Genomic DNA, 12,836 nt, shown 5'->3' on the forward strand with positions numbered 1-12,836 from the left:
CTCGGCCGCGACACCGCCTCCGCAGTGATGTGCTTGACACCGCTCCCGGGGGCGGCGTGGACGATCAACGCTCAGTGAGCCCGCTATGACCCAAGCAGATATGCAGAACGTGCGAATGTCTTACCGGCAGCCACCGACAGGGTCAGTTCGGCGGGGGCGAGCCCTCCGCGTGCAGCCGCCGGCCATGGGTGACCACCTCGTCGACGAGGGCCTCGACGTGCGCGGCCTCGGTCCGGTAGCTGATGAGGCAGGCCCGGATCGCGTACCGGCCGCGGATGACGGCGTTCGACGGGTAGACCTTGCCGGCTCGCTGGACGGCATAGAGGATCCGCTCGTTGAGGTCGTCGAGATGCGCGTCGTCGTGTTCGCCGGGCGGGACGTAGCGGAAGCAGACGATCGACAGCTCGGGGTCGGCCAGCGCCTCGAGCTCGTCGTGCGCGCCGACCAGGTGGTGCAGCCAGGAGGCCAGCTCGACGTCGTGGCGGATGCGCCGGGCGGTCGCGTCCCAGCCCTGCGCCAGCAGCGAGACCCAGACCGGCAGCGCGTCGAACGGCCGCGTGAACTGCGGCGTCCACTGGTAGCGCAGCACCATCTCGCTGAGCACTTCGGCGTCGAGCTTGGTGTAGTCGGGCTGCAGCGTGAACGCGGCGACGTGCCGGGCCGGGTCGCGGAACAGGACGAGGCTGGCCGAGATCGGGATGTTCATCCACTTGTGCGGGTCGCACGTGACGGAGTCCGCGCGGGCGATCCCGGCGAACCGCGGCTTCAGCTCGTCGACCATCGCGGCCGGCCCGCCGTACGCGGCGTCGACGTGGAACCAGCAGCCGTACCGCTCGGCGACGTCGGCCAGGTCGGACAGCGGGTCGATGGCGCCCATCTCGGTCGTCCCGGCGGTGCCCACGACGCAGAGCGGCGTGACGCCGTCGGCGATGTCGCGCTCGATGGCCGCCTCGACGGCGGACGCCTGCAGCCGGAACCGGTCGTCCGTCGGCACCCGGCGCACGGCCGCCGTCCCCAGCCCCAGCAGGTCCGCGGCCCGGTCGACGGTCTCGTGCACGTCGTCGGACGCGTAGACGGCCAGCCGCGGGCCGGCGCTGACGCCGTCGCGCCGCACGTCCCACCCGCAGAGCGAGTCGCGTGCGACGGCGAGCGCCATGAGGTTGGCGGTGGCGCCGCCGGTGACGAACGCCCCCGACGTCTCCGGCGGCAGGCCGAGCCGGTCGGCGAACCAGGCCAAGACGTGGTTCTCGATCTCCGTGGCGGCGGGGCCGAGCGGCCAGCCGCCCAGGTTCTGGTTGATGCCGGCCGCCAGCAGCGCCGCCGGCGCGCCCGGGACCGTGCCGGCGCCGGTGATGTAGGCCATGAAGCCGCCGTGCCCGGTCTGGGTGCCGTAGTCCATGACGACGGTGCGCAGGTGGTCGAGCAGCTCGTCGTCGCTCAGCGGCTTCTCCGGCACCTCGCGGCCGTCGATGACGGCGGCGCGGGTCTCGGCCGGGGTGTGCGGGTGCGTGACCGGGAGCTCCGGCAGCCGCCGCAGGTACTCCGTCCACAGCTCCAGCGTGGCCTGGCCGAACTCGGCGGCGCGATCGGGAGACCAGTCGAGGTCGGTGAGGGGTTCGGGTCGCTCCATGGGCAGGACGGTACTCCGCGGGCGTGTGACGGTCCGGGTGATCGCGGGCCGACTCAGACGCCGCGGTAGTCGTGCTGGCGCCAGGCCTCGTAGACGGCGACGGCGGCGGAGTTCGAGAGGTTGAGCGAGCGCCGCCCGGCCAGCATGGGGATGCGGACGCGGTCGGTGACCAGCGGGTCGGCCAGCACCGACGGCGGCAGCCCGGTCGGCTCCGGACCGAACAGCAGCACGTCGCCGGGGCGGTAGGCGATGTCGCTGTGCCGGGTGGTGCCGCTGGTGGCGAACGCGAACACCCGGTCCGGCCGCAGCGCCGCCCAGGCGGCGGCGAGGTCGTCGTGCACCGTCACGTTCGCGAGGTCGTGGTAGTCGAGGCCGGCGCGGCGCAGCTTGGCGTCGTCGAGGTCGAAGCCGAGCGGGCGGATCAGGTGCAGGTGGGCGCCGGTGGCCGCGACCATGCGGATCGCGTTGCCGGTGTTCGGCGGGATGCGCGGCTCGTAGAAGACGACGTGGAACACGCTGGGGACGATCTCACGTCCGGAACGTGCGGCGGTAGCCCGACGGCGACACGCCCAAGCTCGCGCGCAGGTGCTGGCGCATCGAGGCGGTCGTGCCGAAGCCGCAGCGGCGGGCGACCTCGTCGACGGTGAGGTCGCTGTCCTCGAGCAGGTGCCGGGCGCGGTCGACCCGCTGCTGGATGAGCCACTGGCCGGGGCTGACGCCGAGCTCCTGGCGGAACCGGCGGGTGAACGTGCGCACGCTCATCGACTGCCGCGACGCGAGGTCGTGCAGCGTCAGCGGCTCGTCGAGGTGCGCGACCGCCCAGCTGCGGGCGTCGGCCGTGGTCAGCGCGTCGGGCTCGGGGACCGGCCGGTCGACGTACTGGGCCTGGCCGCCGTCGCGCCACGGCGGGACGACGCAGCGGCGAGCGGCGCGGTTGGCGACGGCGGTGCCGAAGTCGCGGCGGACGATGTGCAGGCACAGGTCGACGCCGGCCGCCACCCCCGCGGAGGTGAGGATGTCGCCGTCGTCGATGAAGAGCACGTCAGGATCGAGCTTCACCTGCGGGAACAGCTCGGCGAAGCGGTCGACGCTGCGCCAGTGCGTGGCCGCCGGGCGGCCGTCGAGCAGCCCGGCCGCGGCCAGCGCGAACGCGCCGGTGCAGATGGAGACGATGCGGGTGCCCGGCGTGATCTGCGCGAACGCCGCCGCGAGGTCGTCGGGGAGGGTGCCGTCGCGCGAGACGCTGGTGGTCTCGTACGACGCGGGGACGACGACGGTGTCGGCGTGCGCGAGCGCCTCGGGGCCGTGCGGGACGACGACGTCGAAGTCGGCGTCGGTGCGCACGGTGCCGCGGGCGAGACCACAGGTGTGCACCTCGTACAGCGACCGGCCGTCGGTCGTCCGGGCCGCGCCGAAGATGCGCGCCGGGATGGCCAGCTCGAACGGGATGACGCCGTCCCGGGCGAGCACGACCACGCGATGGGGTCCTGCCGTCATGGCCGGATTCTTTCATATGGTGGCTGTCCGGCCACTGGTGGGGGTGCGGGCGATGCCCGAGGATCGTCGGGTGACGCAGACTGTGCCGGCTCGCCCGTCGTCGCCGCGCCGGGTGGGCCGGATCCACCGCGCCTGGTGGGTGGCGCTGGTGGCCTTCGTCGCGCTGGTCGGCGCGGCGGCGTTCCGGGCCACGCCGAGCGTGATGATCGAGCCGTTCCGCGAGGAGTTCGGCTGGTCGCACGGGACCATCTCGTTCGCGATCTCCGTCAACATCATGCTGTACGGGCTGACCTCGCCGTTCGCGGCGGCGCTGATGGAGCGGTTCGGCATGCGCCGGGTCGTGTCGCTGGCGCTGTCGCTGGTCGCGGCCGGCAGCGGGCTGACGGTGTTCATGACGGCGAGCTGGCAGCTGGTGCTGTGCTGGGGCCTGCTGGTCGGCCTGGGGACCGGGTCGATGGCGCTGGCGTTCGTCGCCACCGTCACCGACCGCTGGTTCGTCGCGCGGCGGGGCCTGGTGTCGGGCATCCTGACGGCCGGGACGGCGACCGGCCAGCTGGTCTTCCTGCCGCTGCTGGCGGTGCTGGTCCAGGATCGCGGCTGGCGGCCGGCGTCGCTGGTCGTGACGGCGGTGGCGCTGGCCGCGGTGCCGCTGGTGTGGTTCCTGCTGCGCGACCGTCCCGAGGACGTGGGCCTGCGGGCGTACGGCGCTCCGCTGGACACGCCCGCGTCGCCGCCGCCGGGTTCGGGGACGGGTGCCGGGCGGCGCGCGATCGGCGCACTGACGTCGGCGGCGCGGACGAAGGCGTTCTGGCTGCTGGCCGGGACGTTCGCGATCTGCGGCGCCTCGACCAACGGGCTGGTGGGGACGCACTTCGTCCCGGCCGCGCACGACCACGGCATGCCGGTGACGACGGCCGCGGGGCTGTTGGCGGTGATCGGGATCTTCGACCTGGTCGGCACGGTCGCGTCGGGCTGGCTCACCGACCGGTTCGACCCGCGGCTGCTGCTCGGCGTGTACTACGCGCTGCGCGGGGTGTCGCTCATGGTGCTGCCGTTGCTGCTGGCCGACACGGTGCACCCGCCGATGCTGTTCTTCATCGTCTTCTACGGCCTCGACTGGGTCGCGACGGTGCCGCCGACGATCGCGCTGTGCCGCGAGCACTTCGGCGCCTCCGGCCCGATCGTGTTCGGCTGGGTGCTGGCGTCGCACCAGATCGGCGCCGCGCTGGTCGCTTTCGGGGCGGGGCTCACGAGGGACGCGTACGGCAGCTACGACATCGCCTGGATCGGCGCCGGCGCCCTGTGCGCCATGGCGGCCGCGATGGCACTGGCGATCCGGCGAGGCGTCGGCGCGGGCGCCGGTGCCGGTGCCGCGGTGGGAACCTAGGGGACGTCGGCGCGGACGGCGTCGGCGATGCGGCGGGTGGCGCGGCTGGCCCGCTGGCGGGCGGCCGCCCAGGTGAGCCCGTGGCGTTCGGCGGCGGCCTTGCCGCCCTGCCGGCCCGCGGGTGGCGCGTAGATGTCGACCAGGAGCGTGGCCTCCTCGTGGGTGACCGTGCCGTTGCCGACCGCCCAGGCGAGCAGTTCGAACAGCTCGAGGTCGGGCGGGGACCCCGCGCTGGCGGCCGGGTGCAGGTGCTCGTGGCCGGCCGGGGTCTCGTGCCGCTGGTGCGCGAGCTCGTCGACCGTGAGGCGGAGGGTGTCCATGGCGATGTTGGCCGCGACCTTCACCGGTCGCCGGGCGACCGGGTAGCTCGCGACGACGGTCCAGAGCGCGGTGACGGCGGCCTGTTCGAGGGCAGGGCGTGAGTCGCGGCCGGCGTGGGTGGCGGCGATGCGGACCGCCTTGCCGAGCATGAGCTGGAACACCGATCGCAGCGCCAGCGCGTCGCCGTTGCGGCCCTGGCGGAGCAAGGCGAGGAGGATGCCGTCGGCGTCGCCGCGGACCGCGAGCTCGAGGTCGGCCGGCGCGGCGACGGAGGGGAGCCGCCAGCGGGCGACGGCGCGGGCGGACGAGGGGTCGGCGCAGAGCCGTGCCCACTCGGCGTTCAGCTGCCCGACGAGACTGTCGTCGCTGCGTCGCGCCGGGCCGGCGGCCGTAGCAGTGGCGGCGGCGGTGGTGGCGGCGGTGGTGGTGGCCGCGATGGCGGGCTGCGACGTGACGGGGATGGCTGCGGACACGGGGTGGCTCCCTCCGGGGTGGGACGCCCCCAAGGTCGCGAACGACCCTTGCCCGGGAACTTGCCCGCAGGCGGTGCGCGCAGCTCAGAGCGGTTGCCCGAGTGGGTGGACCGCTTGCCCGGACGGTGTCGCCGCCGGGCCCGCCGGGCGTCGTCCACAGCCGGCACGAGTTCGCCGAGTTGTCCACATTCTGGGGAATCGATCGTGACGCGGACCGGCCGGCGGAGCAGTGTCGAGGCATGACGAAGACACGCGCAGACAAGCGCCGCGCCAAGCGGCGGGCCGCCCACAGTCACCGCGACGCGAGCCCGATCCTCTTCACCGATCGCCACCGCGACCACCTCATGGCGGCGATGGTCGCCGAGCAGGACGGCGATCTCGAGACCGCGCTCGCGCACCTGCGGAGAACTCCGCATCGACGCGGCAGCGGCTGGGAGAGACAGCTGGCCGAGCTGGTGACGCTCGGCGAGCGCGCCGAGCCGTGGCAGTGGGCCCGGTTCGCCGTCGCCGCCGCGCAACGCTGGGTGGCCGGCGTCCCGAGCCCCTTGGCGGCCCGCATCGAGCGTGAGATCCGCGCCGGCGCGGGCGACCTCGGGGCGCCGAACGACCCTGCCCTGCCTTGGCGCCTGCGGGCCCGGCAGATCACGGTGTCGCGCACGGTCGCCGACTCCCTGCTCTTCGACGAGCTGCTGCTGGAGCTGTTCCTGGTGCGGGTCGCGCCCGAGCTGGAGCGGCGGGCCGGGGGCGGCCGCGGCTGGGCGATGGCGCCGGGGCGCGTGTACGAGCTGGGCGAGGTCACGGGCGTCGAGCTGCGGGTCCGCGACCGGTCCGCGGGGGAGCAGCGGGTCGTGCGACACCTCGGTGAGGCGGTGGGCACGGCGCCGGGCTCGCCGGTGTACGGCCGGCTGCTCGACGTCCCAGGTGCGCCCGGCACACCGGCGACGATCTTCGCGAGTGCGCCGCTCGTGGTCGACGAGCCCGCCGCCCGGCGGCTGGAACACCTGATCGAAGAGGACACGCACGACCTCACCGAGTGGGGCGGCGCGCTCGGGGCGGCGGCCCGGTCCGGCGCCGAACACCTGCCGCCTCCGCCTGACCTCGACGGGGAACCGGCGGCGGGCGTGCGGCTGCTGATGGACCAGGGCCTCGACCGCGTGGCGGCCGAGCTGTTCGCCCTCGTGCAGTCGCTCGTCGCGATGCACGCGATCGACCCGGGCTCCACACCGGTCTACGCCCACCACGCCGCCGTGGCCCTGGCCGACCCGGCGGTCGAGGCCGAGGTGGGGCGGCGCCTCGTGGGGCCGTCGTATGCCGAGATGTGGCGGTCGTTCGCAGCGGCCGCCCACGGGCTCGACCGGGAGCGGTTCCTCGCGCTCGCGGCAGCCTCGCTTCGAGATGCGGCCGACCAGGGCGGGAGGTGATCGCGGGGATACGACAGACTTGGTGCATGACGTTGCGGGTTGCGGTGATCGGCGCGGCCGGTCGCATGGGGCAGCAGGTGTGCCGGGCGGTCGACGAGGCCGCCGACCTCGAGCCGGCCGGACGGTTCGACGTGGGCGACGACCTCGGCGACCTCGGTGGCGCCGACGTCGCCGTCGAGTTCACGGTGCCGGGGGCGTCGCTCGCCAACGTGCTGCACTGCGTCGAGCAGGGCGTGCACGTGGTGGTCGGCACCACCGGCTGGACCGACGAGTCGATGCAGCAGGTCCGGGCGGCGCTGGCCGTGCAGCCGAAGGTGGGTGTGCTCATCGCGCCGAACTTCGCCATCGGGGCCGTGCTCACCATGCGGTTCGCCGCTCAGGCGGCCCGGTTCTACGAGTCGGTCGAGGTGATCGAGCTGCACCACCCCGACAAGGTCGACGCGCCCAGCGGGACGGCGGTGCGCACCGCCGAGGTGATCGCCGAGGCCCGCCGGGCCGCCGACGTGCCGCCCGCGCCCGACGCGACAGCCAGCGGCCTCGACGGCGCCCGGGGTGCGCGGGTCGACGGGGTGCCGGTGCACGCGATCCGGCTGCGCGGGCTCGTGGCGCACGAGGAGGTGCTGTTCGGGTCGCCGGGCGAGACGCTGACGATCCGGCACGACTCCTTCGACCGCGCCTCGTTCATGCCCGGCGTGCTGGCAGGGGTGCGCGGCGTGGTCGACCGGCCCGGGCTGACGGTCGGGCTCGACGAGATCCTCGACCTGTGAGCGCGGAGCCTGTGAGCGCGGAGCTTGTGAGCGCGGAGCTTGCGAGCGCGGAGCTTGTGAGCGCGGAGCTTGCGAGCGCGGAGCCGAGCGCGGAGCCGGTGAGCGCGGAGCCGGTGAGCGCGGAGCCGGTGAGCGCGGAGCCGGTGAGCGCGGAGCCGGTGAGCGCGGAGCCGAGCGTGGACCGGTGCGGGCGGAGCCTGTGAGCGCGGAGCCTGTGAGCGCGGAGCCTGTGAGCGTGGAGCTTGCGAGCGCGGAGCCTGTGAGCGCGGAGCCTGTGAGCGTGGAGCCTGTGAGCGTGGAGCTTGCGAGCGCGGAGCTTGTGAGCGCGGAGCCGAGCGTGGACCGGTGGGGGCGGAGCCTGTGAGCGCGGAGCTTGTGAGCGCGGAGCCGAGCGTGGACCGGTGAGGGCGGACCGGCGCGACCGCGTGTGGGCCGCCGGCATGGCGATCCTGGTCGGGGCGCTGCTCGTGCTGGTGGTGTGGCGCGGCGCGCTGCTCATCGGGTCCGGGTCGGCGGCCGGAGCGGGCATCGGGGTGGCGGTCGTGGTGATCGCGGTCGTCGGCGCGTGGGTGCTGTGGCGGTCGGTGCAGTTCGGGCTGCGGACGCAGGCGCTCGCCCGCGAGCTCGAGGACGAGGGCGGCCTGCCGGTCGACGACCTCCCGCGCCGGCCCAGCGGCCGCGCCGAGCGAGGTGCCGCCGACGAGCTGTTCGAGCGGCGCCGCGCCGAGGCCGAGGCCGACCCGGACGACTGGCGCGTGTGGTTCCGCCTCGCCCTGGCCTACGACGACGCGGGGGACCGGTCGCGGGCGCGCGAGGCTGCCCGGCGAGCGATCGCCCTGCACGGCTGACCGCGCGGCACTCAGCCGGGCGGCAGCGTCGCGCCGAGGGGGCGCCGGTGGCTGTCGAGACATGTCGACCGCGACCACACTCGCGGCGGGAGCACCTCACCCGGGTGAGAACCGTATGGGGCGTAGCCGGTTCCGGCATGTGGTGTCGCGGCGGATGAGGGTGCATCCCGGCCGGGTGAGGTCCGCGGGTCAGGTCCGGGCCACCGCCCGAAGCCGGGCGGCGTCGCCGGCCGGACTGGTCCGCCCTCTGTGCGCTGATCACTTCTCAGCGAGATCGAAATTCGGCAAGGTAGGGGGATCGCACGGCGGCGGGTGTCGAGGGAGACCGGTGATGGGTGTGCAGCGGAGCAGGCGGACGGCGGCAGTGGCCCTCGTCGGGACGATCGCTCTGGCGGGAGTGGGGCTGCTCGCGCCCGCGCAGGCGGCCGAGGACCGGCGGCCGGACGGCGATCCGCCGCCCAAGCAGCCCGTCGCCACGGGATCGGGCGGCGCCGTCGCCACCGTCGACCCCGACGCCACCGCCGCGGGCATCGAGGTGCTGCGCCGCGGCGGGAACGCCGTCGACGCGGCGGTGGCGGCGGCCGCGGCGCTGGGCGTCAGCGAGCCGTTCTCGTCCGGCATCGGCGGCGGCGGGTTCTTCGTCTATTACGACGCGCGATCGGGCGAGGTCAGCACGCTCGACGGGCGCGAGAGCGCCCCGGCGACGGCCACCGAGCAGCGCTTCATCGACCCGGCGACAGGGACGCCGCTGCCGTTCCAGGAGGCCCGGGTCAGCGGCCTGTCCGTCGGCACGCCCGGCACGCTCGCCACGTGGGACGAGGCGCTGGACCGCTGGGGCCGCCGCAGCCTCGCCCGCAACCTGGGCCCGGCCATCGAGCTGGCCGAGGACGGGTTCGTCGTCGATCAGACGTTCCGGTCGCAGGTCGAGGGCAATGCCGCCATCTTCGCCGACTTCCCGGCGTCGGCTGAGCTGTACCTGCCGGGTGGCGCGCCGCCCGCCGTCGGCACCGTCCTGCCCAACCCCGACCTCGCCGACACCTACCGGCAGATCGCCCGGCACGGCATCGACGAGTTCTACGACGGCCCCATCGGCGCCGACATCGCCGCCACCGTGCAGGACCCGCCGGTGCGCGACGGCGCGACGCGCACCGTGCGGCCCGGCGACCTGACGACCGGCGACCTCGCCGGCTACGAGGTCATCGAGCGCGACCCGACCGTCGTCGACTACCGAGGATTGCAGGTGTACGGCATGGCGCCGCCATCGTCGGGCGGGTCGACCGTCGGCGAGGCGCTGAACATCCTCGAGAACTTCGACCTCGCCGCCATGGACGAGGCACAGGCGCTGCACCACTACATGGAGGCGACGGCGCTCGCCTTCGCCGACCGCAACCGCTACGTCGGCGACCCCGACGCCGTCGACGTGCCGCTGGACGAGTTGCTGTCGCAGGGGTTCGCCGACGAGCGCGCCTGTCTGCTCGATCCCGACGCGGCCGCGCCGAAACCGGTCGCTCCGGGCGTCCCCGACGGCGACTACGGCGGCTGCGCGGCGGCCGCCGAGCCGGCCGCCGTCGCCGACGAGGGCTCGACGACGCACCTGACGACGGCCGACCGCTGGGGCAACGTCGTCGCCTACACGCTGACCATCGAGCAGACCGGCGGCAGCGGCATCGCGGTCCCGGGCCGGGGCTTCCTGCTCAACAACGAGCTCACCGACTTCAACTTCGCGCCCACCCAGGGCAGCGCGCCCGACCCGAACCTGCCCGGCCCGGACAAGCGGCCGCGCTCGTCCATGGCGCCGACCATCGTGCTCGACGGCGACGGCGACGCGCTGCTCGCGCTCGGCAGCCCCGGCGGCGCGACGATCATCGGGACCGTCCTGCAGACGCTGGTGAACCGCATCGACCTCGGCATGGACCTGCCCGAGGCACTGGCCGCGCCGCGCCTGTTCCAGCCGAACGCCGTCAACACCACGGCCGAGCCCGCCATCGACGGCGGCCCGCTCGGCGCGATCCTCGAGGGCCAGTACGGGCACACGCTCGTGCCGACGGCCGAGATCGGCGCGGCGACGGCGATCGAGCTCCTCGGCAAGCACAAGCTGCAGGCGGTCGCCGAACCGGTCCGCCGCGGCGGCGGCAGCGCGGCGGTGCTCCGTCCGCGGCGCTGACCTCCCGGCAACGACGGCGACGACGACCGGCTCGCCCGACCTGGCGGACCTGCGGCGGGCGCTGCCGGTGCTCGCGGAACTACCGGACGACCTCGTCGGGCGACTGGAGCTGTCGGAGCTGGTCGTGCCCACACCGGAGCTCGCGGTGGCCCGGAGCCGGCTGGAGGAGCGGCTCGGCCACCACGTGGTGACCTACCGCGCCGGCCCACCAGCGCCGTCGCCGTCCGGCACCGCACTGCACCTGTGCACCCTGCTGCAGCCGGCAGCGCTGGCCGGCGACGACCTGGCCGCCCTCCGCGGTGCCGAGGCCGATGCTCCCGGTGTGCTGCTCGTCGCCTATGAGCAGCCGCTCAGCCTTCGCCCCGGGGCAGGAGCGGGCGCATGAACGTCCGCTCGTAGCGCAGGACGCAGCCGGTCTCGTCGCGCAGGGCGTCGGCGGCGACGAAGTCCGGGTGCACACCGAACAGCGTCCGGTACTCCTCGTAGGCGGCCAGGCTCGGGAAGCTGAAGAGCGCGAGCGCCTGGTCGCTGGCGCCCTCGGAGGGCAGGAAGTACCCGTGGTGGGTCCCGCCGTGCTCGTTCACCAGCGACAGCCAGCGCTGGGCGAACCGCTCGAAGTCGGCGATCTTGCGTGGATCGATGGTGTAGGTGACGACGCAGGTGATCACGCGCGAAGGCTACGTCAGCGCGCGCAGCAGCGCCGTCGTGGCCGCGGCGACGACGATGACGACCAGGAAGGACTGCCGCAGGATCAGCGCGACCACGCCGGCCGCGACCCCCGCGAGCAGCCGCAGGTCGATCCCGAGGCTCCCGGCGGAGTCGAACAGCTCGACGGCGACCAGTGCGGCCAGCATGGCCACCGGCAGCAGCGTCGCCACCCGCTGGACGTCGTCGCGCTCGAGCACCGACGCCGGCAGCGACACGCCCGCGAGCTTCAGCGCATAGCAACCGAGCGAGGCGACCACCACCGCCACCCACACCGTCGTCATGTCGCCGCCTCCCGCCGGTGCAGCAGACCGGCGACGACGGCGATGGGCGCGGCCGCGAGCACGGGAATGCCCGCCGGCACCAGGGGGATCAGCGCCGTCGCCACCAGCGCACCGCCCGCCGCCACCGCCCGCCCCTCCACCGTCCGCAGCCGCGGCCACAGCAGCGCCAGGAACGCCGCCGGGATCATCGCGTCGAGCCCGAGCGTCGCGGGCTCGCCGATCGCGGACCCGCCCAGCGCGCCCGCCAGCGTCCCGGCGTTCCACAGCAGGAAGAGCAGCACGCCGGTGGCCCAGAACGCATAGCGCTGGGCCGGCTCCTCGTCGTGCCCGACGGCCATGGCGGTCGTCTCGTCGATGACCAGTTGCGCCGTGACGAGCCGGCGCGGCCCGGACAACGCCCGCCGGCCGAGGATGCGCGTCAGCGGGACGCCGTAGAACGCGTTGCGCACGCCGAGCAGCAGCGCCGTCGGGACGGCGGCCAGCCCGGCCCCGCCGCTGCCGATGACGCCGACCAGCGCGAACTGCGAGGCGCCGCTGAACATCACCAGGCTGAGCACCATGGTCTGCCACACCGTGAGGCCCGAGGCGACCGAGACGGCGCCGAAGGACGCGCCGAACGCTCCGGCGTAGGCGGCCATGGCGGCGGCGTCGCGCCGGATCGCGGCCCGCGATTCCTGACCCATGGGGGGACAGTACTCATCCGGTCCGACAGTGCTGCAGTCGGTTCGGATGGCGATACCGCTACCCTGGCCCCGTGCTGTTCCAGAAGCGCTTCTGGCCGGGCATCGCCGACGGCACGGTCACGCTGGCGTTCCGGCGCTGGGCCCGCCAGCAGGTGCTGCCCGGCCGCCCGTACCGCACCCAGGCCGGCCGCATCGAGGTCACCGCCGTCACCGTCGTCGATCCGGCAGCGATCAGCGACGACGACGCCCGCGCGGCCGGGCACCCGGACGCCGCGAGCCTGCTCGCCGATCTCCCCGGCGACCCCGCCAACCCGACCTACCGCATCGAGTTCCACCCGGCGACCGACGCCGATCCGCGCGCCGAGCTGGCCGCGGGCGTCGACCTCGACGCGGCCGAGATCGACGCCATCACCAAGCGGCTGGACCGCCTCGACCGCGCCTCCTCCTACGGTGCCTGGACCCGCGAGACGCTGCGCATCATCGAGCAGCACCCGGAGCGCCGCGCCGGCGACCTCGCCGACCTGGTGGGCCGCGAGCGGGCGCCGTTCAAGCTCGACGTGCGCAAGCTGAAGAACCTCGGCCTGACGCAGAGCTTCCCCGTCGGCTACCGCATCTCCCCGCGCGGCCGCGCCTACCTCGACGCCACCGAGGGCTGA

At 74.5% G+C, this 12,836-nt stretch carries 14 protein-coding genes; 7 read left to right on the forward strand and 7 right to left on the reverse strand.

The window, feature by feature from the left end; all coding sequences use genetic code 11:
• Window positions 1-142: 142 nt before the first annotated feature.
• From E1212_RS00690 to E1212_RS00700, 3 genes are read right to left on the reverse strand one after another with little or no spacing between them, the layout of a single operon-like run.
• Complete coding sequence (locus tag E1212_RS00690) at window positions 143-1,630, reverse strand: pyridoxal phosphate-dependent decarboxylase family protein (RefSeq protein ID WP_131977577.1); 1,488 nt, start codon at window positions 1,628-1,630, stop codon at window positions 143-145.
• Between the two features lie 53 nt (window positions 1,631-1,683).
• Entirely contained in the window at window positions 1,684-2,145 is a 462-nt protein-coding gene (locus E1212_RS00695) for a tRNA (cytidine(34)-2'-O)-methyltransferase (protein WP_131977580.1), read from the reverse strand.
• Window positions 2,146-2,158: 13 nt separating this feature from the next.
• A complete protein-coding gene (locus E1212_RS00700; RefSeq protein WP_131977583.1) occupies window positions 2,159-3,127 on the reverse strand; it encodes a GlxA family transcriptional regulator in 969 nt (322 codons plus the stop codon).
• A gap of 52 nt (window positions 3,128-3,179) precedes the next feature.
• Between E1212_RS00700 and E1212_RS00705 the strand changes: the two genes are divergently transcribed.
• Entirely contained in the window at window positions 3,180-4,514 is a 1,335-nt protein-coding gene (locus tag E1212_RS00705) for an MFS transporter (RefSeq protein WP_131977586.1), read from the forward strand.
• Here E1212_RS00705 and E1212_RS00710 read toward each other — a convergent pair.
• Window positions 4,511-5,308, reverse strand: coding sequence for a hypothetical protein (locus E1212_RS00710; RefSeq protein WP_131977588.1), 798 nt, complete (start codon window positions 5,306-5,308; stop codon window positions 4,511-4,513). The genes E1212_RS00705 and E1212_RS00710 overlap by 4 nt on opposite strands.
• A 239-nt stretch (window positions 5,309-5,547) precedes the next feature.
• Between E1212_RS00710 and E1212_RS00715 the strand changes: the two genes are divergently transcribed.
• The 5 genes from E1212_RS00715 (at window position 5,548) to E1212_RS00735 (ending at window position 10,893) form a co-directional block, all read left to right on the forward strand.
• Window positions 5,548-6,729, forward strand: coding sequence for a hypothetical protein (locus tag E1212_RS00715; protein ID WP_131977591.1), 1,182 nt, complete (start codon window positions 5,548-5,550; stop codon window positions 6,727-6,729).
• 26 nt (window positions 6,730-6,755) lie between these two features.
• Window positions 6,756-7,496: a 4-hydroxy-tetrahydrodipicolinate reductase gene (dapB, locus tag E1212_RS00720; protein ID WP_131977594.1), complete on the forward strand. Its 741-nt coding sequence runs from the start codon at window positions 6,756-6,758 to the stop codon at window positions 7,494-7,496.
• A gap of 401 nt (window positions 7,497-7,897) precedes the next feature.
• Complete coding sequence (locus E1212_RS00725) at window positions 7,898-8,344, forward strand: hypothetical protein (protein ID WP_238992206.1); 447 nt, start codon at window positions 7,898-7,900, stop codon at window positions 8,342-8,344.
• Window positions 8,345-8,675: 331 nt separating this feature from the next.
• A complete protein-coding gene (gene ggt / locus E1212_RS00730; protein ID WP_131977597.1) occupies window positions 8,676-10,508 on the forward strand; it encodes a gamma-glutamyltransferase in 1,833 nt (610 codons plus the stop codon).
• A gap of 67 nt (window positions 10,509-10,575) precedes the next feature.
• Window positions 10,576-10,893, forward strand: a complete 318-nt coding sequence (locus tag E1212_RS00735; RefSeq protein ID WP_131977600.1) for a hypothetical protein — start codon at window positions 10,576-10,578, stop codon at window positions 10,891-10,893.
• On the opposite strand, the gene E1212_RS00740 is transcribed toward E1212_RS00735, so the two are convergent.
• Genes E1212_RS00740 through E1212_RS00750 form a run of 3 tightly spaced genes read right to left on the reverse strand, consistent with a single transcriptional unit; the run spans window position 10,859 to window position 12,180 of the window.
• On the reverse strand, window positions 10,859-11,176 hold the full coding sequence (locus E1212_RS00740; RefSeq protein WP_131977603.1) for an NIPSNAP family protein: 318 nt from the start codon (window positions 11,174-11,176) through the stop codon (window positions 10,859-10,861). The genes E1212_RS00735 and E1212_RS00740 overlap by 35 nt on opposite strands.
• A 9-nt stretch (window positions 11,177-11,185) precedes the next feature.
• Window positions 11,186-11,497, reverse strand: a complete 312-nt coding sequence (locus E1212_RS00745; RefSeq protein ID WP_131977606.1) for an AzlD domain-containing protein — start codon at window positions 11,495-11,497, stop codon at window positions 11,186-11,188.
• Window positions 11,494-12,180, reverse strand: a complete 687-nt coding sequence (locus tag E1212_RS00750; protein ID WP_131977609.1) for an AzlC family ABC transporter permease — start codon at window positions 12,178-12,180, stop codon at window positions 11,494-11,496. The genes E1212_RS00745 and E1212_RS00750 overlap by 4 nt, the downstream gene beginning before the upstream one ends.
• 71 nt (window positions 12,181-12,251) lie before the next feature.
• Here E1212_RS00750 and E1212_RS00755 point away from each other — a divergent pair, with 71 nt between their 5' ends.
• A complete protein-coding gene (locus E1212_RS00755; RefSeq protein ID WP_131977612.1) occupies window positions 12,252-12,836 on the forward strand; it encodes an ASCH domain-containing protein in 585 nt (194 codons plus the stop codon).

This window comes from Jiangella ureilytica (genome assembly GCF_004348545.1).
Classification (GTDB): domain Bacteria; phylum Actinomycetota; class Actinomycetes; order Jiangellales; family Jiangellaceae; genus Jiangella; species Jiangella ureilytica.

What these genes read in the sequence shown, in the direction of transcription:
- E1212_RS00700 (WP_131977583.1), bottom strand. Translation starts at nt 3,127, where the DNA reads ATGACGGCAGGACCCCATCGCGTGGTCGTGCTCGCCCGGGACGGCGTC.
- E1212_RS00705 (WP_131977586.1), top strand. Translation starts at nt 3,180, where the DNA reads ATGCCCGAGGATCGTCGGGTGACGCAGACTGTGCCGGCTCGCCCGTCG.
- E1212_RS00690 (WP_131977577.1), bottom strand. Translation starts at nt 1,630, where the DNA reads ATGGAGCGACCCGAACCCCTCACCGACCTCGACTGGTCTCCCGATCGC.
- ggt (WP_131977597.1), top strand. Translation starts at nt 8,676, where the DNA reads ATGGGTGTGCAGCGGAGCAGGCGGACGGCGGCAGTGGCCCTCGTCGGG.
- E1212_RS00745 (WP_131977606.1), bottom strand. Translation starts at nt 11,497, where the DNA reads ATGACGACGGTGTGGGTGGCGGTGGTGGTCGCCTCGCTCGGTTGCTAT.
- E1212_RS00750 (WP_131977609.1), bottom strand. Translation starts at nt 12,180, where the DNA reads ATGGGTCAGGAATCGCGGGCCGCGATCCGGCGCGACGCCGCCGCCATG.
- E1212_RS00715 (WP_131977591.1), top strand. Translation starts at nt 5,548, where the DNA reads ATGACGAAGACACGCGCAGACAAGCGCCGCGCCAAGCGGCGGGCCGCC.
- dapB (WP_131977594.1), top strand. Translation starts at nt 6,756, where the DNA reads ATGACGTTGCGGGTTGCGGTGATCGGCGCGGCCGGTCGCATGGGGCAG.